This window comes from Geobacter sp. (genome assembly GCA_009684525.1).
Classification (GTDB): Bacteria; Desulfobacterota; Desulfuromonadia; order Geobacterales; family DSM-12255; genus Geoanaerobacter.
In genome coordinates this window covers 478,892-502,708 of record WKKR01000001.1, presented here as the reverse complement: position 1 = coordinate 502,708, position 23,817 = coordinate 478,892, and the positions used below count along the sequence as shown (strand labels likewise).

Genomic DNA, 23,817 nt, shown 5'->3' with positions numbered 1-23,817 from the left:
AACATCGGAGGAAGCATGAACAGAACGTTGAAGGTGGCGGTGTTGAGCTTGACGCTGGGTCTCCTTTTCCTGGGGCAGACTGTTTGGGCAGCCGCATTGGCAACCAGTCCGGAGGCGGCCCTGAAAAAGGCGTTTCCCGAGATCACGGTCGACAGCATGCAAAAGATCGACGTACCCGGCTGGTACGAGGTCGTCACGGGGCAGAATGTCCTCTATTTCTATCCCGAGAAGGATTATCTCTTTGTCGGCGAGATCTATGGCAAGGATCGACAGAGCCTGACAGCCGCGCGCAAGCGGCAGCTCAGTGCCAAGCTGGTAAAGACCCTGCCGCTGGAGAAGGGGGTGAAGATCGGTTCTGGTAAAAACGTCATCATCGAGTTTACCGACCCGGATTGCCCCTATTGTCGGAAAGCCTCCGAGTTCCTAGCCAAGCGACGGGATGTGACCCGGTATGTCTTCTTTGCTCCGCTTGCCCATCCCGCGGCAATCGGCAAGATACAGCACATCCTGAATGCCAAAGACAAGGCGCGGGCCTACGAGGAGATGATGAGGGGCGCATCGCCGCCGCAGGGTGAAAACTTCCCCGAATCGGTGAAGGCCCTTGCCCAGGAGCATCTGGCGCTTGCCCGAAAAGTGGGCGTACAGGGAACGCCCACCTTCTTCGTGAACGGAACGGAAGTTGTGGGAGCTGATGAAAAGCGGATCGAGGCGCTTTTGACCGGAGGAAAATAGTTTCGGAAGTTCACTGCACATAAAAAGGCCCCGCTGTACCGTATCCGGTTACAGCGGGGCCTTTTTCGTAGTCAGTCTGAAGCGATTCAGGGATAGATGATGATGCTGATGGCTGCCAGACCGTTGTCTGCGAGGCAGACCGGGAAATAGAGACCGGTATAGCCGACCGGGATATCGATCCCTCCGGTGCTGTCGATTATCTCCGGCGGCATGATGTCCAGGCTCTTCCCCTGCTGGGCTGATTTGGCAACCACATTGCCGCAGACCACATTGACAAACTCCATGACCGTGTCATCCAGCACTTCCTTCGGCTCATGGGAGACACTCTCCTGGTTCAGGATCGCCTTGGCGATCTCTTCCTGCACATCTGCAGAAGCCGTCAGAATGTAGCGACAGCGGAGGTCTCCGGTAAAGTCCATGGCTGCCATCACATGCACCTGGTCAAGATGGGTGACGATCTGGCAGGGGCCGGGACGGAAGGTCAGGCGGGCAACACGGGTGAACATCTTGTAGGTCATGTCCACCATGATTTCACAGAGATCAGCATAGGGGACCCCTGCGGGGATTTCCACCTTGCTGGTGGCAAACTGCGCCTGGTCTGCCTTGAATTCCGCTAGATAACGCTGCAAATCCTCATCGGTGAACCCGCCTACCTGAACGATCGCCTCGCCGATATAGAGGTGTGTCTCTGACTGCCTGGCCAGGGCACGTTGTAACTGATCGGGTGTCAACAGCCCCATCTGTACGGCGAGGTCTCCAAACCGCATGTCTACGGTTCTTTGTGCCCGGTTTACCTTTTCCACTGCCTCTGCGTTCAAGAACCCCAGGTCGAGGACGATCTCCCCAACGCTTTTATTTACCGATTCCTGCAGGTTAATGGCCTGCAACAGGACATCCCGGGGGATGATCCCCTGTTCTACCAAAAACTGCCCGAAAAACTTGACCGCCATTACGGTTCTCCTTTGGCTCTGTTGTCGATACCGGCTCTGCAACCCTTATTCATGCTTCCCGCAGGATCTTCAAAACGTTGTCCGTCTCGAACGGTTTGGAGATAACATTCCGCGCACCCAGCTTGATGGCCTCGTTGAACTTGTCTCCCACGCCTCCCAGCGAGGTAATCATGACTACCTTGATGTTCCGGTCCAGCGCCATGAGTGTCCGCAGGGCGGTGATCCCGTCCATCCCCGGCATGTTCATGTCCATGCAGATGATGTCGGGGTGGAGCGACTGGTACATCTTTATGGATTCAAGGCCGTTCTTGGCATGTCCGACCACCTGGAATTCTCCGCTTTCAGTCACGATCTTTTCCAATTGACGGGCTACCGAGATGCTATCGTCTACCAGCAGAACCTTTCTCATATCTTTCTGTCTCCTTGATATCAATAAACAACATATTAAGTCGGCTTTTGTTCATATCGGCGCCGAGGACGATTCCTTAAGGATCTCTACTGTGATTTTACAGGAGTAACATGATGACGGCAATCACGACGCCATTGATTATGCCGATGACCGTGTATTCTTTCGTGCGGTCAGGGCCTGAAGGTACAGCGGTGTCAGCGGGGTATTCTCCGGAATAGGTGTCTGAGGGCATGCCAGCGTCACTGGCCTGCATTGTCGCGCTGTCGGCTGGCTGCGCAGTCTGGGGCAGCACCTGCTTTTGGTCTGGGGCGCTTGCTCCATCAGCGGCAAGGTCGGCTGTGCGCTCTTTTGCCAGAGGCCGGATGACTGCAGCAGGAGGGGGTTTGGGAACCTCCACGATAACGGTTGCCGATTTTTCCTTTTCGCGGTTTCCCGCCCGGTCCACGCTCCAGTAGCTGATCCGGTAGCTGCCGTCCGTGGCTATGGTGAACGGTTCGGATCCGTAGCGCTCGCTGGTGCCGCTTATCCTGTATTCGCTGGTGGCAACGCCTGACAGCGGGTCCTCAGCTTCAAGGGCGATGACGGTCTTGTCCGAAATGCGATAAACACCATTCTCGACCGTTTTTGGGGTGCCGATCAGCAGACTGGTCTCAGGTGGGGTCTGGTCGATGGTGATCTTGACAAAGCGCGTCGGTTCCAGATTTCCCAGGCGGTCGCTGCTGCGGTATTCCACCAGGTGGACCCCTTGCGCCGAGATGGAAAAGGGCTTGCAAGGGAGCCACTGGCTGCTGTCCAGCTTGTATTCGACCGTTTTGACTCCGGCGTTGTTGTCCGTTGCCGTGCACGAAACCTGGCTTGCCGTGGCGCTGATGACGATATCGCCGTTCTGGCGGCTCTGTCTGTTGACGGTCAGTACCGTTGAAGGAGGTGCGGAGTCGACGGTAACGGTTTTAGATCGGGCAGTTTCGACATTTCCGGAGCGGTCGATACTGCGATATTCGATAAGATGCTCGCCCGGTTCCTGGATGGTAAAGGGGGAATAGGGGAGCCAATCGCCGCGGTCGAGGCGGTATTCGCTCGCATCGACTCCCGATTGGGAATCCTCGGCCTGCAGTGTGAAAAAGGTGCTGTCCGTTACCATGGTTGCACCAGAGGTAGAGGTCACCTGGGGGGAGCCAATGGAGATGGTGGTGACCGGCGGCGTCTTGTCGATTTTGATGGTGACAGACTTCGCTGATTCGCGGTTTCCCACCTGATCGGTGCTGCGAAAGGAGATGACGTGGGTGGTGCGATCATCGACCCTGAACGGCTCATAGGGCAGCCACCCCCCCTCGTCGATACGGTATTCCCTTGTTGCGATTCCCGACAGCATGTCGACGGCATCCAGTTCAAATGCAGTCGGCTGTCTGATGTACAGGGCATCGGCGGAATTCAGGGAGTGGCCCGCCGACGTGAGGGAAGTAATGGGGGGCGTCGTGTCGGTAATCAGGGAGAGGATGTGCACGGCATCCTGATTGCCGACATTGTCGGTGCTGCGATATTCCAGCCGGTGCTCACCTTCATTGGCAATGGTGAAAATTTCCCGAAACGGGAGCCAAGGCCCGCCGTCAACGCGATAATCGATCTGGGCGATACCGCTCATGGCATCGCTGGCGGAGAGGGTAATGGTGGTATTGGCAGAAATGAAGGTCTTGCCGCTGGGGGCTGTCCGGTTTGGCGAGCCAATCTGGGCCGAGCTGACCGGACTGGTGGTATCCAGGGAGAACGAAAGCGACTGGGCCTGCCCCTGGGTACCGGCAGGATCAACGGAGCGGTAAAAGAGCGTATGGGCACCTTCCGGCAGTTGTGAGAGGGAAAGCGGACCCTGTAACGTTTTCCACTGGTCGGCATCGTCAAAACGGTATTCGGCCCTGGCAACACCGGAACCGTTGTTCGTAGCGGCGAGCCTGATCGTCGCTTTTGGGGAAACAAAAAGCGCTTTAAGGGTTGTGTGCTGCGGGCCTTCGACAACGGCAGTGGGGGAGGGCGTAACGTTGTCGAGGGTTGCGCACCACCCGTCAGGGAGCGGTGGCATGACGGCCAGGGCCGACAACAGGTAAACGATCTTGGCGTATCGTATCATAATCGGATTTCCGGCCCTGTCCTCTCGGGATTGCGTTAAAACCCGGTAATGATACCTGCCGTGGCGACTCTGTGCAAGTCAAAATACCAGCAACAAGGTTAAATACTGGACATCAGAACAGATATTGGTGATTATGACTCAGTAATAGTCACAAGGTATGTCAAAATGGAAATAGTTACTGTAATAAATTGTTACATGAAGCGCGAGAATAGATTGTGACGTCTTTGGTTGCTGACAGAGGCAGGTACTCTGTTATGGCGGATGGAGTAAAAGGTGTGCAGTAATAAAACAAAAAGGGATTAGCGTTGCCGCTAACCCCTTATCTGTTTATGGTGGAGCTGATCAGGATCGAACTGACGACCTCTTGAATGCCATTCAAGCGCTCTCCCAGCTGAGCTACAGCCCCAAATACGAGGCATTTATAACAAACCTGCCGGGAGGTGTCAATGATTTTTTAAATCTTGACGCCTATTGGGCAAATAGCTATAATTCGCCAGCAATCGCCGGAGTGGTGAAATTGGTAGACGCACCGGACTCAAAATCCGGCGCCAGCGATGGCATGTCGGTTCGACTCCGACCTCCGGCACCATAATATACAAGGGCTCGCGTTATCTATTGACGCGAGCCCTTTACCGTTTCTGCCCGAAGGATCAGAGATAAAACAGCTTGACAGGAGCATAGGGGAAGGCTATCTTGAATTTCGTAATAAAGGGGAGTAGTTATCGGCTGGAGAAATAGCCGACCCGGTTTCCGTCAAGACGGTCGAAAGACCCGGGACCGGGGCATGAACTTGCCAACAAGACCTTTATCCAGGCACACATGCCGAGGGTAAAGGTCTTTTTTATTACCCCCGCACACGCAGGAAACCAAGGAGCCAACAGAATGAAAAGACATGTCGTCAACGTATGTGCCGTACTCGCAGCCGTCCTGTTCCTGAGCATCACCGTGCTGGAGCTCACTGCTGAAGCCAGAATCGGCGGGAGCCGCTCGTTCGGAAGCCGCGGCTCGCGCAGCTACTCCAAACCTGCCGGCACGTACTCCCAGCCGAGCCCGTCGCGCCAGCAGTTATCGCCTTCTGCCGGTCCATTTCAGCAGCAGGCGGGCGGCGGATTCATGAGAAGCATGGCAGGCGGAATCATGGGGGGCATGCTGGGAAGCATGTTGTTCGGCGGCACTGCCGGAGCCGGGACAGGCGGTATGGGAGGCGGTGGCGGCATAGGCCTGTTTGACATCGCCCTCTTGGGTGGCGTCGGCTATCTCGTCTACCGTGTCGTAAGACCCAGAATAGGCTGATACTTCCTTTTTCACGATGCAAACGGAACTGTAATCAGATACAGGAATGCTCACTGGTGCCCGTTCCAGGGCACCTTTCCAGCGCATGTTGTTGAACAACCTGCTAGGGGAGGCCACGATGCCCAATAAAAAATTCATGTTCGTCCTGATTCTCCTGGCAGTGGTTTTCCCGCTCTTGTCATACCTCCTGAATGTCTATTCCGACTGGCTCTTTTTCGTCGAGACCGGATATTCGTCGGTCTTTGCCACGACACTCACAGCCAAGACGGTCTCCGGGCTGCTCTTTGGCGGGCTGTTGTTTCTCTGCGTGCAGATAAACCTCCACCATGCGTTCAAGGCACGGTTCCCCCTGACCGGCATTTTCATGGTGGGAGGCGGCAACATCCGCATCAACAGGGAAGAGGTGGTCCACTTCGTCAAACCTGTCGCCATGCTCCTCAGCATAGTACTGGCACTTTTAGCGGGCAACTGGGGGGCTGCGCAATGGGAAGATCTGCTGCTGTTCACGAATAAGCTGGCGGTCGGAACGGTCGATCCGGTTATCGGCAAGGACATCGGTTTCTACCTGTTCAGCCTGCCGTTTCTGGAAATGCTCAAGGCCTTTGTAAACTTCACGCTGCTGGCAACGGCGCTGGTTACCGCTGCGGTCTATTTTGCCCGTGGGGGCATCACCCTGTCGGAGCGGGGCACGGCAGTCGACGCGCAGGTTCGCCGACATCTGGCGGTTCTGGTCGGGATCTTTTCGTTCGTGGTCGCTGCCGGCTTCTATCTGGACGGCTTCAGGCTGCTGTTTGCCAACAACGGCGCCTTTTACGGTGCAGGATACGTCGATGTCAACTCCCGGCTGCTGACCTACCAGGCTCTCACATTCCTGACCCCCGTGGCAGGGGCCGTGCTGGCGTTCGGGATCTGGAAAGGCGCCTGGCGCCTGGCTCTTCTGCCGCCAATCATCGTGGTTGCCCTGTACGTCATCGGCATCCGGGTCTATCCGGCGGTACTCCAGAAATTCAAGGTCGCGCCCAACGAGTTGGCCCTGGAAACCCCCTACATCGAGCATAATATCCGATCCACCCGTTTCGGCTACGATCTGGACAGGATCGAAACCGTCCCCTTCGATGTTGACACGAGGCTTACGGCTGCCGATATCGCCAACAATGATGCCACCATCAAGAACATCCGGCTCTGGGATCATGCACCGCTGCTGAAGACCTACAGCCAGCTGCAGCAGATCAGGACCTATTACAAGTTCTTCGACGTGGATAACGACCGCTACATGGTCAACGGCCAGTACACCCAGGTGATGCTGTCGCCTCGCGAGCTCTCCTACGCCGACCTCCCCAGCAAGAACTGGATCAACGAGCGCCTGATCTTCACCCACGGCAACGGCATCACCTTCGGTCCGGTCAGCCGGATCAGCAAGGAAGGGCTGCCGGAGTTTTTCGTCAAGGATATCCCGGCGGTCAGCCTGGCCGACATCAAGGTAACCAGGCCGGAGATCTATTACGGCGAACTGTCCAACGACTATGTGGTCGTCAAGACCAAGGTCCCGGAATTCAGCTACCCCACCGCAACCGGCAACATAAACACGACCTATGCCGGCAAGGGAGGGGTACCGATCGATTCCATCCTGAAAAAGGCGCTCTTCGCAGCCAGGTTCAGAACGGAAAAGATCCTGCTCTCCTCGGACATCACCGCGCAGAGCCGCATCCTTTACAACCGCAACATCAGCGAGCGGGTCAGGACGATAGCCCCCTTCCTCCATTTCGACGGCGACCCCTACATGGTGGTGGACGATGGGGGGAGACTCAAATGGATCATCGATGCCTACACCTATTCGAACCGGCTCCCCTATTCGAAGCCTCTTAAGGGTGGGATCAACTACATGCGGAACTCCGTCAAGGCGGTCGTCGATGCCTATGACGGCTCCATCGATTTCTACATCAGCGATCCGGACGATGTCCTGCTCAAGGTCCATGCACAGATATTCCCGAAGCTCTTCAAGCCGATTGCATCAATGCCGGCCGTTCTGCATAAGCATGTCCGCTACCCCCACCAGCTCCTGCAGGTCCAGGCCGCCATGTTCGCCACCTACCACATGACCGACCCGAAGGTCTTCTACAACCGGGAAAACCTCTGGGAGATCCCAGTCCTGGGCGAAAAGCCGATGGAGCCGTATTACACCATCATGAAACTGCCGGGGGAAACGAAGGAGGAGTACATCCTGCTGCTCCCCTTTACCCCTTCCAAGCGGGACAACCTCGCAGCCTGGCTCACGGCGCGCAGCGACGAGCCGAATTACGGCAAGATCCGCGCCTATACCTTCCCGCGAGACCGGCTGATCTATGGGCCGAAGCAGATCGATGCGCGGATCAACCAGGACTCCTTCATCTCCCAGCAGTTGACGCTCTGGAGCCAGCGCGGCTCCGAGGTCATCCGGGGGAGCCTGCTGGTGATCCCGATCGAAAAATCGCTGCTCTATGTCCAGCCGCTCTTTCTTGCGGCCGACAAGGCCGGTCTGCCCGAGTTGAAGCGGGTGATTGTCGCCTTCGGGGATGAGGTGGTCATGGAGGAAAACCTGGAACTGGCCCTGCAGCGACTCTTCGGGGGCAAAAAGACTGCCGTCGCTGTTGCCGTGTCAGCCGCAACGGACGTGAAGGCATCGCCTGCATCGCTGGCCAAGGAGGCGATGAGCATCTACGAGAAGGCCATGACCCTCCAGCGCCAGGGTAACTGGGCCGGTTACGGCGAGGAGTTGCGCAAGCTGGAGCAGGTACTGAAGCGGATGGCGCAGTAACACCCCTGGGGGGGGAGCGACCGGTCGACTTTCAAGCAGGGGATGACCTGACCGGTATCGCAGTCCCCAGCTTGTTTGGACATCGTAATGCCATGAACCAACCCATAGAGAAGATTAGCGCATTCTAAAAAAATGTGGTACGCTGTAGACCATCACTGGTGGTCACAGGGGAACAAGGGGGTGGGGTCATGAAAATTCTCGTCAAGTATTGCGATCTGAGGTCGGGGTTGGTCAGGGCGGAAGAGCTGCAGGAAATGATACAGACCGGAAAGATCCTGTCATTCCGTCGGAACGAAGATGAATGGGTGCGCATCGGCGTTGACCCGATTCGCGGCACGGGAGGGAAATACCGCGGCCCGGAGCGGAGGGGAAACGTCTACTTTATGTAGCTGATCCTCCACCTTCTACCGGGACAGGTCGGCATCCACTCGCTTCGATGCGGCCTGTCCCGCCTTCCACTCTTCCCTCCATGTTTATCCTGTGCCGTGCTGCTCTCATCGCCCAGCGCCGAAAGTCCGACCAGTGGAGTTTGCGACTAGCCCGGCCGTCAGGCGCATGAACTCTCCTCATACCGGCTTGATGTTCTGGTTCATCCTGAAAAGGTTCGTCGGGTCGTACTTCTTCTTGATTTCCACCAGCCGGCTATACGTCGCACCGTAGGCAAACGCGATACGCTCGCTCTCATCCCTGGTGAGGAAGTTGATGTACGCGCCGCTGCTGGCAAACGGCTGTGACGCGGCGAAGAATGCGCGCGACCAGGCTATGCAGCGATCATCCTCGACGGAAGACTCCCAGCGGCTGTGCACGTTCATCACGTAATTGGCGTCCCGGCTGGAGTAGGCCATAGCATCCGGCGCCACGCGGCCTGTCTGGCCTCCGACCGTGCCTACCAGAATCTCGCACTGCGGCGACGGCAGCGTAGCGGCGTATTCGATGATGACGTCGATCGCACCATCGCTGAGCTGCGAGAAGTTGTGCGACTTCCAGTAATTGCGTCCACCCGGTGTCAAGAGTGGATCAAAGGCCTGCTGCCAGGCGGTGTACGGCTGCACACCGACATGCTCGCCAAGCGGCGTGCCGAACCCGCGCAGCGGCTCGATCAGCTTCTTCCCCTCAGCCGGGTCACCCGAATAGAACAGGGCGAGCGCGACGATCTCCTTGCCGTGGACCTCTTCGGGCAGGAAGGGGAGGGGGGGCGCCTTCCTGGTGATCATCCAGACGTTGAGCTCGTCGGGCATCGTCTCGGTGAAACGTGCGAACCGCGTGATCACGGATTTCGCCTGGCTGAACGGGAAGACGATGAGCCCGCTCAGCACGTCCGGTCCAACGGGATGAAGCTGGAATTCGAAGCTGGTGACAATGCCGAAGTTCCCACCGCCGCCACGCAGCCCCCAGAAGAGATCACTGTTTTCCGCCTCGCTGGCGTGCACGAGACTGCCATCTGCCGTGACAACGTTCGCGGAGAGCAGGTTGTCGACGGTCATGCCGTATTTCCGGCTCAGCCAGCCGAAGCCGCCGCCGAGTGTCAGACCGGCCACGCCTGTGGTGGAGTTGATGCCCAGCGGCGTGGCAAGGCCGTGCAGCTGGGCTGCCGCGTCGAAATCGGCAAGGGTGCAGCCGGGCTCGACGGTTGCCCGGCGGGTGCTCGGGTCCACCTGGACGCCCTTCATCAGCGAGAGGTCGATCATGAGGCCGTCATCGCAGACGGCATTGCCCGCGATGTTGTGTCCGCCCCCACGGATCGAAACAAGAAGAGCGTGCCTGCGCGCCAGGCCGACAGCCTGGACGACATCTTCAGGCGACGTGCAACGGGCGATCAGCGCGGGCCTGCGATCGATCATGGCGTTCCAGATCTGGCGCACCTTGTCGTAGCCCGTGTCGCCGGGAATGAGCAGATCTCCCCGGAAGTGCGCCTTTAACTCCTCGACATGTGCCTTTGATAACCGGTTCATGGGTGCCTCCTTTGTTTACGCCTACGCCACCATCCTCCTGTTTTCTATAAGGTTACGGCATCTGCCGGGAGTTGCAAGGGGGGGTCGGTTCGGAGGTGACTGAGAGCTGCACCGTCACCGTCCACACTCTTTCGTTTTATCAATAAGCAGAAAATCGAAACCATTGCCATATACACCATAATGGTGTATAAAATTTCCATGGCCGAAAAAAAGAAACCTACCTACGATCTTGATGCGTTCAAGGCCACGTTTGCAAGTGTCGAAAGGCTTGCAGTTACAGGTACGGCACTTCGCAGTGCATCTGTGCTCGGATATGGCCGTGCCGAGATCGTGGGCACCATCCAAACGATGCAGCGAGGCCATTTCTACAAATCGATGACGGCTTATGCAGATTCCCGATTGTGGCAGGACGTGTATCATGTCCCGTCTCCGGTGGGTATGCTCTATGTTAAGTTTACCGCCGATGCCATAACCGAGTTTTTGCTGTTGTCCTTCAAGGAGAAAAACAATGACTAATCCTGTCTGCCCGGAAACGGGGGCACCGATGTATCGCGGAGTGCGCCCCATGACTCTTACCTTCAAGAGTAAAAGCATTACGTTCGATATGCCTGGCTGGTATTGTGATCGATCAGAGGAGAGTATTCATACCGGAGAGGATATGAAGGTTTCCGACCGGATGTTGAATCTCCTCAAGGCTCGGAGCGAAGGGCTGCTTGAACCGGAGGGAATTCGTCGTATCCGCAAGAAACTTCATCTCTCGCAGGAAGCGGCAGGCCTCTTGATCGGCGGGGGGCCGCGGGCTTTCCAGAAATATGAAAGCGGTGACCTGTTGCCGAGCCGCGCTGTCTGCAGCGCTCTTGTCCTGCTGGATCATGACCCGTCGGCGTTGTCGGTGCTCAAGGAGCACAACAGAGCTGCTTAGTCTGAAGGTGGCTGGTTGGTGGCATGAAACTTGGCAACTTGTGGGTCTGGCGCACACATTTTGCCATCGAATCGTTGTCATATCACCAGTTACATGGAGGGTAGTTATTCTCCGCGATGGTTATGCAATAATTCCTTCTTTTCTCGCTTTACTTTCAACACTGCACTGTAAGGCAAATACTCACCCTCTGCTGGCTCAAGCCACTGTATTTTATGTGTCGATCGATTAACTCTGAAACGATCCACAATCGGGGTGGTATCAGGATCACCGGGACATGCGCCACCATGCTTTTCATGGATTGCAAAGTCAAAATATTTCTTTGTTATTTCCTCAGTGATGAATGACAGGCAATCCATGCTTGTCCAACTGTCATATAATTTGTCTTTTTGAATTTGTGACACCATAATATTTAAAGCATGCTCTTCATCAAGTATGCTCTTAGCATTGGCTGGAATAGAAAGTAAAAATACAATAATCAAAAATAGTAAGCTCATTAAGCGCATCTGTTTCATAAATTACCTTATGCGTTATTGTTTAACCTGTTATTGAGACAGCTTCTCGATATAAGTAATTTATCTACTATATTGATACCTAGGAGTCGGGGATCTTCGTTCGCTTTCTACAATTCTAATTCATTCAGATAGCGTTCAAGCTCTTGTACTCGTCTTTTAAGCATTTCGTATGCAAACCCACCGGCTGATACCGACTGCAATGTTCCCCCTTCATTCGGGTCAAGAGCATATGACAAATCCTGCTCGGTAGTGCGCCATGCCAGCCACTTCCGTTGAGTGTTTTTCAATAACTCCTGTTTTGGTTTCGGCAGTTTTTCCATCAGCGCCTTGTAAACCTGATTCATACGTTTGTCCATTTTGCTGATGGCATCACCTGAACAGTTGTTCATGTTTGCCGTTACGCCTTTGGATTTATCTAAGCAGGCGGAATATGCATCATCAATCCTGTCGGTTTCAGTGATCTTTAGAGCTGAATGACTGGAAGTTGCTGTCAACAGGATTGTCAGCAGGCAAACGGTAATAGTTAGTCCCCTCATTATTTCTCCTATAAAAGAAATCTACTCCTCTTGAGTTTAAGGTATTCAAGATGGCTACCTGGCTCTTGAACGTATCACTTCGAAGCCTGACCAGTCATGCTGTTCAAAATATGTTTAGTGATATCGATGTATTATGAGTTATTTTGCATGTTAGCATGCTTGGTCTTTCGCGGCCCACTCCCCCTTTGTTATTTGTTGTCATTTATTGCAATATTTTCTAACGTAGCAATTATAATGTCATTACATATTGAACCTACATGCATTTTATTACTGTTATTAATAAATAATCCGCAAAATTCTTTATTGACTGGCTCGAATAGAATTAATAAATTATTTGTATCACATTCTTTTTGTTTGCATGTTCTTACTAAGATATATTCTACTGATTTTATTTTAATCAATCTATTTCTTCTGCCTGGACCAGACATATCAGTAGCCCATTTATCAAAGTTATATTTTGAAGCTAACTTATTATATGGCATTATAAATTCATTTACCTTTTTCAATTCCCATGGATAAGTTTCATATTTTTTGTAGTTATTATTAAAATAAACAAACTCGTATAAATCATTATTGTAGTTATCTGACTTTGTAATATTATCTGCATAAATAATGTTACTAAATAATAAAGATGAAATTATCAATAAGCACACATATAGCTTATTCCAACTAAATCTAGTTATAAAACTCATTTGATCCCTCCTCACAATTTATGCTTATATCAGCACATTATGAGTCATTTTTGCATGTTTGCAGGCCTGACCCCGCGGCCCATGTGACCCCGCGGCCCATGTTTGCAGGCCTGACCCCGCGGCCTGTGACCCCGCGGCCTGACTTATTTCGGGATTGTCGTAAAGGCAGCCAGTCGCTGGGCCTGCAAGATAGATTCGAGCTGGCTCTTTATTTAGATCGTCGATGACCTGAGAAACTCGTGCATATAAGGTCCAAAGTGCAGTTTGTGCAAACTGTTCACGGGTTTGCTCGCGTAAATCGTTAAGGCTGGTCAGGGTAATGTTAGTAAATTGTGAACATCGGACAGCTCCAGCCTGAAATCCTGATTCCGATAGCAGAAACGCGCGATCCGATCCGATATCCATTGCAATTGCTTGAAGAGCGAGCACCTTCTCCTTAGGAACGCTCGACTTCCAGTCTTTGCATTCGATGATCCAGCGCACCTGAAAGCTTTGGATTTTCCCAGTGATCCAGACGTCAATGTTGTGAGTTCCGCGTGCGCCAACAACTCTTTTTTCGATTTCAGCTGTAAGTCCCAGCGTACGAAAGAACTTTGCAGCCTCTTCAGTGTACTCGCTTCCAGCCTTCGGCATAATTGCCCTCAATTTTTTGTATTCAGTTTGCTGGTATAACGTCGTGGGGGCGCACCGGCGGAGCGTAGCGGAGGCCGCGTGCCGCCGCATTGTTGAACCCTCAGTTTTTCTGCCTCAGAGGAGGAAACAGCGATTCTTTGGGGAAATCTCCTTCGTTTTCCCAAAAACCATCCTCTGACCGGCTGTAATGAATCCAATCGTGTCCGTTGTAACGATAACGTTTGTAAGTTACTTCAAAGGTATCATCGCTCTTACTCTTGAATGCAGGTCTACAAAGGATTTCAAGAATGTCCTGATTCTTTCCGTGCGGGAATAGCTTCCATACCGTTTTCAGAGTTTGTGCCACATGAATTTTTTCAACTTTATTGGTTTTTTCATCTTTGGCCTGTACCCATTTTATCTTACCTGCAGCAACATCGAAGAACTTGGTGCCTGGTCCAGCATATGATCCAAATCCGGCACTATAATCTACTGTCAGGCTAAAACTTTTAGGCCTTCCACCAATGAGGTTGACGGTGTTGATTCTTGCAATGGGCCTTTCCAATTCATGGGTTTCAATTCGTTTGTTGTTGTTCCCTTCGAGATAGAGGAGTGCATTGCAGGAGGTTTCATGATCGTCAACAGAATACTCTTCGGCAGTAATCATGCTTCGATCTCTCATTACGACAAGCGCACCGTCTATGCCGTGCTGCTTTGTGAGCGGCAGGCGCTGATATTCGACATAGTCACACTTTGGTTGCGGTTCATTGCCTCTTGCCGCATTGGCTTCTCCTGTGTTCAGCACCAGCACCGTCGATAAAGCCAGCAGATATGCTCTTGCGGAACAAATTTCCATGTCTCGAATCGCTTTCATTATTCTCATGGTTCAACTCGCAAATCACCCGTTAGAGGGTGGTATCTATATGTATATGAATGCCTGTCATCTATATGTAGATGCTTTTTCTAATATTCCCAGTTATCCCGTTTCATCTACCTGTATATGCTTTTCCGGTTCAGCTCCAGAGCCGTCATAGTATCTGCGAAACCATGGACGTGTCTCTGGTTTTCAAGATATCCCGACTGACTTGATCAGCGCGCACATACTAACACGGCTTGACAGCAGAATAAACGGTATCATATTCAACCGGTTGCAAAGCAAACGCAGGCAAAACCTTGTGCGGATTAATATCCGGCGCAATGCCATATGAGCCCTATCTGCATGACCGCGCATCGCGATATTTACGAATCGCCTCATGAATGGTACTATTTCCCTGCCGGTGCATGCCCCGGCTCCCATACCATGCCCATTATCACACTCACCGACAACAATATCCTGACCATTCCCGCTGAACTGGTGCAGCAGCTCGGCCTGAAGCCGGGGGACCGTCTCTCCGTTGAGATCGACGGCGAGGGGCGGCTCGTCCTCTCACCGGTGCGCGGGACTCCGCCGCCTCCCGAGCCGTCCCTGCAGCAGTCCATCAACCGCAAAAACCTGGAGACCTCCATCCAGTTCATCAAGGGGGTCGGGCCGAAGCTGGCAGAAACCCTGAAGAAAAAGGGGATCACCACGGTGGAGGAGGCGCTCTATCTGCTTCCGCACCGCTACGAGGACCGCCGCACCCTGGTCCCCATCGCCCGGCTGGCCCCCGGCGCCATCCAGGTCTTCAGCGGCGAGATCATGGCCGCCGACAGCGTGACGACCAAGGGGGGGCGCCGCTTCTTCGAGGCGGTGGTGCAGGACGCCTCCGGCATCATCCACCTCAAGTGGTTCCACTTCAACCCGGTCTTCATCAAGCGGACCTGGCGACCGGGGCGCAAGGGGATATTCACCGGCCAGGTGGGCCAGTACGGTTTCCAGAAGGAGGTCCACCACCCGGATGTGGACTGGCTGGGGCAGGGGGAGACCCTGGCAACGGTGATGGAGCGCGACCCGGTGAACTTCGGCCGGGTGGTGCCGGTCTACCCGCTGACCGAGGGGGTGTCGCAGAAGATCATGCGCAAGGTGCAGAAAGAGGTGGTGGACCGCTTCGCCCCTTGTGTGGAGGACCTGCTGCCGGAGAAGCTGCGTCAGCGCCATGGCCTGCTTCCGCTCTCCACGGCCATGCAGGAGACCCATTTCCCCACGGAGTTCACCGACCTTGCCCGGCTGAACCGGGGCGAATTCCCGGCCCACCAGACCCTGGTGTTTGACGAATTCTTCTTCCTGGAACTGGGCCTTGCCCTGAAGAAGCGGGGGATCGCCCTGGAGCCGGGGATCTCTTTCACCGTTTCCCATCGCTATACCAAGCCGCTCCTGGAGCGGCTGCCGTTCCATCTCACCGCTGCCCAGCGCCGGGTCCTGACCGAGATCAAGGAGGACATGATGGCACCCCATCCGATGCACCGCCTGGTGCAGGGGGACGTGGGGAGCGGCAAGACACTGGTGGCGCTGATGGCGGCGCTGGTGGCGGTGGAAAACGGCTACCAGGTTGCGATCATGGCTCCGACCGAGATCCTGGCCGAGCAGCATTTCCTGAACATCCACCGCTGGTGCGAGGAGCTGGGGGTGTCGGTGGTGCTGCTCACCTCCGGCCTGAAGGGGGCCCGCCGCAAGCTGGTGCTTGAAAAGATCGCCTCGGGCGACGCCCGGATCGTGGTCGGCACCCATGCGGTGATCCAGGAAAAGGTGGAGTTCCAACGGCTCGGGCTCGGGATTGTGGACGAGCAGCACCGCTTCGGTGTGCTGCAGCGGGGCATCCTGCGCCGCAAGGGGGAGAACCCGGACATCCTGGTCATGACCGCCACCCCGATCCCGCGCACCCTGGCCATGACCGTGTTCGGCGACCTGTCGCTGTCGGTGATCGACGAGCTGCCGCCGGGCCGGACCCCGGTGGAGACCAGGGTCTATGCCGAGTCGCGGCGAAGCCTTGTCTACGCGGCCATCCGCGAGGAGGTGCACAAGGGGCGGCAGGCCTATGTCATCTACCCGCTGGTGGAGGAGTCGGAGAAGAGCGACCTGAAGGCCGCCACCCAGATGGCGGAGCACCTGGCCAACGATATCTTCCCCGACCTGCGGATCGGCATCCTCCACGGCCGGATGAAGCCGGAGGAGAAGGAGGCGGTGATGCGCTCCTTCAAGGTCCGCGAACTGGATATCCTGGTGGCGACCACGGTGATCGAGGTGGGGATCGACGTCCCCAATGCCACGATGATGGTGATCGAGCATAGCGAGCGGTTCGGCCTCTCCCAGCTCCACCAGCTCCGGGGGAGGGTGGGGCGGGGGAGCGACAAATCACGCTGCATCCTGCTCGCCTCCCACAAGCTCTCCGAGGATGGCCAGCAGCGGCTCAAGGTGATGGAGGCGACCACCGACGGCTTCCGCATCGCCGAGGAGGACCTGGCGATCCGCGGACCTGGCGATTTCCTCGGCACCCGCCAGTCGGGCCTGCCCGATTTCCGCATCGCCAATATCCTGCGCGATGCCGGGATTCTGGAAGAGGCCCGCAAAGAGGCGTTCGCCGTTGTCGAGCGCGACCCGGAACTGGCCCTGCCGGAGCATGCCGGGCTCAGGGCCGAACTGGTCCGGCGCTGGGGCGGGCGGCTGGAACTGGCTGGTACCGCCTGAGTTACAGTAGCTTATCCCACCTGCCGATAAGCTCTTTCATGGATCAACAGTTTCCAGGGAGGGCTCGATGCTTCGCGTGACAATCACCTGCCCGCATTGCGGCTACAGCAGGGCCATGAACGAGTCGGCCATCCCCGATGGAGTCGTCAGGGCTACCTGCCCTTCGTGCCGTAACTCCTTCGAGCTGGCAGCCGCCATCACGGAGGTCGGCACGGCCTCTGCTGCAGAGCCGCCCCCCCCGCCTCAACCCCCATCACCTGCCGCCCCCGAAGGGATGCCCCCCCCGGCAGCTCCCCGGTCACGCACCCAGCGCCTGCTCCATTTTTCCTTTAACGGCGATGCCCGCGAGTATTTCGGCATCTGGATCGTCAACACCCTGCTTAAGATGCTTTCCTTCGGCATCTATTCCGCCTGGGCCAAGGTGCGCAAGAAGCGCTATTTCTACGGCAACACCCTGCTCAACAGCGCCTCCTTCGAGTATCTCGCCGATCCCATGGCCCTGTTCAAGGGGTGGCTGATCGGTGCCGGGTTCTTCATCCTCTACACCATTGGAACCAACGTGAGCCCCGTTCTGTCGGGGATCTGCGGTCTTACCTTCTTCATCGCCATGCCCTGGCTGATCGTCCGCTCCCACATGTTCAACCAGCGCAACTCCGCGCACCGCAACATCCGCTTCAATTTCCGTCCCGACTACCGCGAGGCCTATCTGGTGTTTGCCGGCCTGCCGATCCTGGTCCCTTTCACCCTCGGGTTCATCCTCCCCTACATGGTCTACCGCCAGAAGCGGTTCGTCATCGAGAACAGCTCCTACGGCAAGACCGGCTGCACCTTCGACGCCACGCCCAAGGAGTTTTACCTGGTCTTTCTCAAGGCGATCGGCTGGTTCCTGCTGTTGGCAACGGCGTTCGCCGTCGGTGCCTTCTGCCTCTCCGCCACGGTGCGGGAATTTTCGCCGCTCTTCCTCGGCAACATGGAGAGCGACAACGAGACCATCAAGAAAGGGGTCGCTGCCCTGGTGATCATCTTTTTCCTCGCCATCAACGCCATCTATCTCTATTTTGCCATCTACGTCCAGACCGCGCTGGCAAACCTCACCTGGAACAGGACACGGATCAAGGGGAGCCGCTTCGTCAGCACCCTGCGGGTCCGGAACATGGCATGGCTCTATCTTTCCAGTGCCGTGGCCATCATCTTCTCCCTGGGGCTCCTGATTCCCTGGGCCTCCATCCGGCTTGCCCGGTACCGCTTCGACAACCTGGCACTCAATCTCAGCGACGACCTGGAGACCTTCACCGCCACCGCTGCCGACCCGGTCGGCTCTGCCGGCGAGGAGATCGGCGATATGTTCGGAATCGACATCGCCCTATGAGCCTGGTCAACGGCTATTTCTACGACGGCAAGAGTTCGGCACGCACGCTGGTGTCGGTGGTCCGCTCCGGGGATGAGCTGATCCTGCGCGGCGAAGGCCTGGAGCGGCACTATCTCCTTGCCGGGGTCAAGGTCTCGGCGCCGGTGGGCGATACCCGCCGTTCGCTCCGATTCGCCGATGGCGCCCTGTGCGAGATCATCAACGATTCCGCCATCGACCTCGCCCTGGGGGACGAGACCGGTGGGCTGTTCCAGCGGCTGCTCAACCGCTGGGAACGGAGCATGACCCTGGCGCTGCTCGCCCTGGTGCTCACCGTGGGGGTGATTGCCGCCTTCATCAAATACGGTATCCCGGCGATCGCGAAACAGGTGGCATTCGCCATCCCCCCGGCCACGGAGAAGAGCCTGGGGAAAGAGTCCCTGGCATTTCTCGACAAGCTGGTGATGCAGCCGTCGCAGCTCCCCGAATCGCGCAAGAAGGAGCTGACCGCGCTGTTCAGCCGGATGCGGCAGGACCTCCCCGGCGGACAGGAGTACCTCCTCGATTTCCGCAAGAGCGACAGGATTGGCGCCAATGCCTTTGCCCTTCCCGGCGGCACTATCGTCATCACCGACGGCCTGGTTAAGCTGGCGAAGAACGACGAGGAGATCGTGGCAGTGCTCGCCCACGAGGCGGGCCATGTCCGCAACCGCCATATTCTGCGCCACGTGCTGCAAAGCTCCGGCACGGGCCTGTTGATCGCCGCCGTGACCGGTGACGTTACCTCCATTACCTCCCTCTCCGCCGCGCTCCCGACCAGCCTGATCGATGCCCGGTATTCGCGCGAATTCGAATACGAGGCCGACGATGCCGCGGTCGACTACCTGGTGCGCCGGCGGATCCCGCGGCAGCGTTATGCCGACATGCTGGCCCGGCTCCAGGCCGAATACGACCGGAAACGGGGAGAGAAGGGTGGGGAGGAGGAACAGTCGAGCCTGGGCGACCTGTTTGCCAGCCACCCGGTCACCTCAGAACGGATCAGCCGGATCATGGGCCATGGTCGCTAGCACGGCTTCGTCTTGACATCGACGGTCAAATCGGGCGATTATGGGCAGCCGGTAAGCGGGCACATTTCCAAACGATACAAGGAGCAGCGCATGTCAGAATTTACCAATGTCACCATCGTCCGCGAGGCAAATGTCTATTTTGCCGGCGGCGTCACCAGCCGCACCCTCCTTTTTCCCGACGGCACCAAGAAGACCCTGGGGATCATGCAGCCGGGCGAATACGAGTTCTCGACCGGCGCAGCCGAGATCATGGAGATCCTTTCCGGCGAGCTGGACCTGAAGATGCCGGGGAGCACCGGCTGGGACCGGATCGGCGGTGGCGAATCCTTTCAGGTGCCGGCCAACTCCTCCTTCACCATGCGGGTCCTATCGCTTACCGATTACTGCTGCTCATTCCTGCCGTAAGATCCTGAGACTCTCGCACCGTTGCCGGCGCCTCTTGAGCAACCGAGGCGCCGGCAACGGTCATGGCACCTTCCCATGACCCATTCCCCCGAAAACAGGCCGGTCGTCGGCCGGTTCGCGCCGTCTCCCACCGGTCCGCTCCACATCGGCTCCCTGGTTGCGGCCGTGGGGAGCTATGTCATGGCGAAGCGGGCAGGGGGGCTCTGGCTCGTCCGGATGGAAGACCTGGACCGGCCCAGGGTGGTTCCGGGCATGGCCGACGACATCCTGCGGACCCTGGAGACGCTCGGCTTTGCCTGGGACGGTCCGGTGCTCCGGCAGAGCAGCCGGGACGAGGCGTACGAGGCTGTTCTCTCGCGGCTCCTGGCAGAGGGGCATGCCTATCCTTGCGGCTGCTCGCGGGCTGAGATCGCCCGTACCGCTTCCGCCCCCCATGACGGCGACGTTGAACCGGTCTATCCCGGCACCTGCCGGGGCGGGCTCTCTCCCGGCAAGACGGCCCGCTCCTTCCGGGTGCGGGTGGGGGAAGAGGAGACCGTTTTCCACGACCTGTTCCTGGGGGAGCAGCGTTTCGACCTGGCTACGGCCTGCGGCGATTTCGTGGTGAAGCGGGCCGACGGCCTGTTCGCCTACCAGCTCGCCGTGGTGGTGGACGACGCGGCCCAGGGGGTGACCCAGGTGGTGCGGGGCGCCGATCTCCTCTCCTCTACGCCACGCCAGATCCTGCTGCAGCGGCTACTCGGCTGCGATTCTCCCGTCTACGGCCATCTGCCGCTGGTGACCGGGCCGGGCAGCGCCAAACTCTCCAAGCGCGACAATGCCGTCTCCCTTACGGGAGGCGGCGACCAGCAACCTTCCGCTTCCGCTCTCCTCTGTGCGGCCCTCCGTTTCCTCGGCCAGCGGCTGCCTCTGGACCTTGAAACCGCTCCCCCTGCCGAAGTGCTGGCTTGGGGTGTTACCCGGTTCGATCCTTCCTTGGTCCCCTGCAGTTCAGCACCGCTCTCCATCTCCTGAAATCCCGCAGTACTTTAAAAAAGCATTTAACCGCAGATAAAAACGGATAACTGCGGATAAATGCGATTTTTTTACCGAAGGGATGAAGTCGTGGGTGAAGTTATCTGCGTTTATCTGCGTCCATCTGCGGTTACCTGTTTTTCGGGTTTATTGTTGTATCCAGGATGTTGAATATTCCCCGTTCTGCTGTAGAATATTCTACAGAAATGGTTGTGGTATTCCGCGAATAGCGTGTGAAATCCACGAGATATGCGCTGGTACGCGTTGTGTATTGCAGAGGGCAGAGGTGGGAATGCGATGGCCGACACAGGGTTCCAGACGACGCAGGCGCTGACAGGGGCAACAGAGCGGCAAAACCGTTTCCGTTACGGGGTGGTGGCGGCGTCCATCGTGGCAATCTCCCTGGTACATTATACGACCCCGCTCCATCATCCCGCGCTGCACGATATCTTCCAGCGTCTCTACTATATCCCCATCATCCTGGCCGCCGTCTGGTTCGGCTTCAAGGGGGGGCTCACCGCCTCCATCATCATCAGCATCATCTATGTTCCCCACGTGATGTTCCAGTGGGGGGACCGCCTGACCATGGAGCTGGAAAAATACCTGGAGATCGTCCTCTACAACGTGGTGGGAGGGATCACCGGCCTGCTCTCGGAACGGGAGAAACGCTACGCCGAGGAGCTGAGCCGGACTGCCCGGGGGCTTGAGGAGTCGTGCAGCAACCTGCAGCGCCAGTCCGAGGTGATCATCGAGCTGGAGGAGCAGCTGAGACGTTCCGAGCGGCTCTCCACCCTGGGGGAGATGACTGCGGTCCTGGCCCACGAGATCCGCAATCCGCTCGGCTCCATCCGGGGGACCGCCGAGATCCTCAAGGACGATTACCAGCCCGACGATCGCAAGTACGAATTCGTCGAGATCCTGGTGAAGGAATCGGAGCGGCTGAACCGGGTGGTGGAGGATTTTCTCCGGCTGGCGCGGACGAAAAAGACCGAACGCCGCATCTGCGATCTCGGCGACGAGCTGCAGAACGTGGTCACCCTGGTGACTGCCGAGGCGCGACGGCGCGGGGTTTCCCTGGAGTTCGACCGGGTAGCGCTCCCCGCTCTGTTCGGCGACCGGGAGAAGCTGATGCAGGCATTCCTCAATATCGTGCTCAACGGCCTGCAGGCAACCCCGCCGGGTGGACGCATGGCCATCCGCGCCTCCCACGATGAGGCGGCCGGGACCCTCCGGGTCGCCTTTGCCGACAGCGGCAGCGGTATCGGTCCGGATGCCCTGGCCCGGATCTTCGAGCCGTTTTATACCACCAAGGAAGAGGGGACCGGGCTCGGCCTGGCCATAACCCGGAAGATCATCGAGGCCCATGGCGGCACCATCGGCGTGGAGAGCACGCCGGGGCAGGGGACGACCTTCACGGTCACGCTGCCGCTGCCGCAGGGGGAGGAGACCTCATGACGCCGCGCATCCTGGTCATTGACGACGATGCATCGCTGCGCCGGGTTCTGGAATACAACCTGGAGGAGGAGGGGTATGAGGTTCTGGCCGCTGCCTCCGGCGAGGAAGGGCTCAGGCTCTTTGCCGCACATGCACCCGCCCTGGTGATCACCGACATGAAGATGACCGGGATCGACGGGTTCCAGGTGCTGCGCCAGGTGAAGGAACAGGCGCCCGAAACCCTAGTCATCATCATCACCGCCTTTGGTGCCGTCGACGCCGCGGTGGAGGCGATGAAGCTCGGAGCCTACGACTATATCACCAAACCGTTCAAGCGGGACGAGCTGAAGCTGATCGTTGCCAAGGCGCTGCACCTGAGGGGGCTGTCCGAGGAGAACCGGCGGCTGCGGGAAGAACTGACCGACCGCCAGGATTTCCAGCGGATCATCGGCACCTCCCGCGCCATGGAGCGGGTCTTCGAGATGGTGCGAAAGGTGGCCGACACCGAGGCCACGGTGCTGATCACCGGCGAATCCGGGACCGGCAAGGAGCTGGTGGCGCGGGCGATCCATGCCCGGAGCTCCCGTCGGGACGGGCCGTTCGTTGCCATCAACTGTGCCGCCATCCCCCGCGACCTGTTGGAGAGCGAGCTGTTCGGCCATGTGAAAGGGGCATTTACCGGTGCCATCCGCGACAAGACCGGCAGATTTCGGCATGCCGAAAGCGGGACGATCTTTCTCGACGAGGTGGGAGATCTCCCGTTGGAGCTGCAGCCCAAACTGTTGCGGGTGCTGCAGGAGCGGATGGTCGAACCGGTGGGGGGGAGCGCGCCGATCAGGCTGGATGTGCGGGTCATCACCGCCACCAATGCCGACCTGGAACAGGCGATCGAAAGCGGGGCCTTTCGCGAGGACCTTTACTACCGCCTGGCGGTGATCCCGATCCATCTTCCCCCCCTGCGCGAGCGGCGGGAGGATATCCCGCTTTTGCTGAGGCATTTCAGTGCCCAGCACGGCGCGCCCGATGTCACCTTCGACCGTGAGGCCACCGAGGCGCTCAGCCGCTACCCTTGGCCGGGCAACGTGCGGGAACTGGAGAACACCGTGGAGCGGATGCTGATCATGCGCCAGGGGGATACGGTCACGGTTGCCGATCTCCCCGAACGGGTCCGCTCGGGAGGAGCCCGGCGGGAGGGGTCGCGCATCGTCAACCTCCCGGACGAGGGCTACCCCCTGGAGCAGCTGGAACGGGAGGTGGTTATCGAGGCGCTGGAACGGAACGGCTGGAACCAGACCTCGGCGGCCCGATTCCTCAGGATTCCGCGCCATACCCTGATCTATCGCATGGAAAAATACGGGATCAGGACACCGGATCGATAGGAGAGCCATTGTGAAACCGCTTCATACATGCTGCATCTGG

General features: G+C 57.4%; 22 protein-coding genes and 2 tRNA genes. 14 read left to right on the top strand and 10 right to left on the bottom strand.

Annotated features, from left to right (window positions below):
- The first annotated feature begins 15 nt into the window (after positions 1–15).
- Positions 16–732, top strand: coding sequence for a thioredoxin fold domain-containing protein (locus GJT30_02285; protein ID MSM38440.1), 717 nt, complete (start codon positions 16–18; stop codon positions 730–732).
- Positions 733–818: 86 nt separating this feature from the next.
- On the opposite strand, the gene GJT30_02280 is transcribed toward GJT30_02285, so the two are convergent.
- From GJT30_02280 to GJT30_02265, 4 genes are all read right to left on the bottom strand, one after another.
- On the bottom strand, positions 819–1,682 hold the full coding sequence (locus tag GJT30_02280) for a chemotaxis protein CheX (protein ID MSM38439.1): 864 nt from the start codon (positions 1,680–1,682) through the stop codon (positions 819–821).
- Positions 1,683–1,731: 49 nt separating this feature from the next.
- Complete coding sequence (locus tag GJT30_02275; GenBank protein MSM38438.1) at positions 1,732–2,091, bottom strand: response regulator; 360 nt, start codon at positions 2,089–2,091, stop codon at positions 1,732–1,734.
- Positions 2,092–2,188: 97 nt separating this feature from the next.
- Complete coding sequence (locus tag GJT30_02270) at positions 2,189–4,213, bottom strand: hypothetical protein (GenBank protein ID MSM38437.1); 2,025 nt, start codon at positions 4,211–4,213, stop codon at positions 2,189–2,191.
- A 330-nt stretch (positions 4,214–4,543) separates the two neighbouring features.
- Positions 4,544–4,619, bottom strand: a tRNA-Ala gene (locus tag GJT30_02265).
- Positions 4,620–4,715: 96 nt separating this feature from the next.
- Between GJT30_02265 and GJT30_02260 the strand changes: the two genes are divergently transcribed.
- From GJT30_02260 to GJT30_02245, 4 genes are all read left to right on the top strand, one after another.
- A tRNA-Leu gene (locus GJT30_02260) sits at positions 4,716–4,802 on the top strand.
- A gap of 293 nt (positions 4,803–5,095) precedes the next feature.
- Complete coding sequence (locus GJT30_02255) at positions 5,096–5,506, top strand: hypothetical protein (GenBank protein ID MSM38436.1); 411 nt, start codon at positions 5,096–5,098, stop codon at positions 5,504–5,506.
- 118 nt (positions 5,507–5,624) lie between these two features.
- Positions 5,625–8,300 (top strand): UPF0182 family protein, encoded by a 2,676-nt coding sequence (locus GJT30_02250; protein ID MSM38435.1) that lies wholly within the window; start codon positions 5,625–5,627, stop codon positions 8,298–8,300.
- A 188-nt stretch (positions 8,301–8,488) separates the two neighbouring features.
- Positions 8,489–8,689: a hypothetical protein gene (locus GJT30_02245; protein ID MSM38434.1), complete on the top strand. Its 201-nt coding sequence runs from the start codon at positions 8,489–8,491 to the stop codon at positions 8,687–8,689.
- Positions 8,690–8,866: 177 nt separating this feature from the next.
- Here GJT30_02245 and GJT30_02240 read toward each other — a convergent pair whose 3' ends face one another.
- On the bottom strand, positions 8,867–10,252 hold the full coding sequence (locus GJT30_02240; GenBank protein MSM38433.1) for an FAD-binding protein: 1,386 nt from the start codon (positions 10,250–10,252) through the stop codon (positions 8,867–8,869).
- Between the two features lie 198 nt (positions 10,253–10,450).
- Between GJT30_02240 and GJT30_02235 the strand changes: the two genes are divergently transcribed.
- Positions 10,451–10,768 carry a type II toxin-antitoxin system MqsR family toxin gene (locus tag GJT30_02235; protein MSM38432.1) on the top strand — a complete coding sequence of 106 codons (318 nt, stop codon included), beginning with the start codon at positions 10,451–10,453 and terminating at the stop codon, positions 10,766–10,768.
- Positions 10,761–11,174, top strand: coding sequence for a YgiT-type zinc finger protein (locus GJT30_02230; GenBank protein ID MSM38431.1), 414 nt, complete (start codon positions 10,761–10,763; stop codon positions 11,172–11,174). The genes GJT30_02235 and GJT30_02230 overlap by 8 nt, the downstream gene beginning before the upstream one ends.
- Before the next feature lie 104 nt (positions 11,175–11,278).
- On the opposite strand, the gene GJT30_02225 is transcribed toward GJT30_02230, so the two are convergent.
- The 5 genes from GJT30_02225 to GJT30_02205 form a co-directional block, all read right to left on the bottom strand.
- On the bottom strand, positions 11,279–11,686 hold the full coding sequence (locus GJT30_02225) for a hypothetical protein (GenBank protein ID MSM38430.1): 408 nt from the start codon (positions 11,684–11,686) through the stop codon (positions 11,279–11,281).
- 107 nt (positions 11,687–11,793) lie between these two features.
- Positions 11,794–12,222 (bottom strand): DUF1311 domain-containing protein, encoded by a 429-nt coding sequence (locus GJT30_02220; GenBank protein ID MSM38429.1) that lies wholly within the window; start codon positions 12,220–12,222, stop codon positions 11,794–11,796.
- Between the two features lie 188 nt (positions 12,223–12,410).
- A complete protein-coding gene (locus tag GJT30_02215; protein ID MSM38428.1) occupies positions 12,411–12,914 on the bottom strand; it encodes a hypothetical protein in 504 nt (167 codons plus the stop codon).
- 24 nt (positions 12,915–12,938) lie between these two features.
- On the bottom strand, positions 12,939–13,637 hold the full coding sequence (locus GJT30_02210) for a hypothetical protein (protein ID MSM38427.1): 699 nt from the start codon (positions 13,635–13,637) through the stop codon (positions 12,939–12,941).
- Between the two features lie 10 nt (positions 13,638–13,647).
- Positions 13,648–14,409 (bottom strand): hypothetical protein, encoded by a 762-nt coding sequence (locus GJT30_02205; GenBank protein ID MSM38426.1) that lies wholly within the window; start codon positions 14,407–14,409, stop codon positions 13,648–13,650.
- Between the two features lie 417 nt (positions 14,410–14,826).
- Between GJT30_02205 and recG the strand changes: the two genes are divergently transcribed.
- The 7 genes from recG (at position 14,827) to GJT30_02170 (ending at position 23,777) form a co-directional block, all read left to right on the top strand.
- Entirely contained in the window at positions 14,827–17,130 is a 2,304-nt protein-coding gene (gene recG, locus GJT30_02200; GenBank protein ID MSM38425.1) for an ATP-dependent DNA helicase RecG, read from the top strand.
- Positions 17,131–17,197: 67 nt separating this feature from the next.
- Positions 17,198–18,499, top strand: coding sequence for a DUF898 family protein (locus GJT30_02195; protein ID MSM38424.1), 1,302 nt, complete (start codon positions 17,198–17,200; stop codon positions 18,497–18,499).
- Entirely contained in the window at positions 18,496–19,545 is a 1,050-nt protein-coding gene (locus tag GJT30_02190) for a M48 family metalloprotease (protein ID MSM38423.1), read from the top strand. The genes GJT30_02195 and GJT30_02190 overlap by 4 nt, the downstream gene beginning before the upstream one ends.
- A 90-nt stretch (positions 19,546–19,635) precedes the next feature.
- Complete coding sequence (locus GJT30_02185; GenBank protein ID MSM38422.1) at positions 19,636–19,950, top strand: DUF1255 family protein; 315 nt, start codon at positions 19,636–19,638, stop codon at positions 19,948–19,950.
- Between the two features lie 75 nt (positions 19,951–20,025).
- Entirely contained in the window at positions 20,026–20,964 is a 939-nt protein-coding gene (locus GJT30_02180) for a tRNA glutamyl-Q(34) synthetase GluQRS (protein MSM38421.1), read from the top strand.
- 297 nt (positions 20,965–21,261) lie between these two features.
- Positions 21,262–22,419, top strand: coding sequence for a sensor histidine kinase (locus GJT30_02175; protein MSM38420.1), 1,158 nt, complete (start codon positions 21,262–21,264; stop codon positions 22,417–22,419).
- A complete protein-coding gene (locus tag GJT30_02170) occupies positions 22,416–23,777 on the top strand; it encodes a response regulator (GenBank protein ID MSM38419.1) in 1,362 nt (453 codons plus the stop codon). Before GJT30_02175 ends, GJT30_02170 begins: the two co-directional genes overlap by 4 nt.
- Positions 23,778–23,817 lie beyond the last annotated feature (40 nt).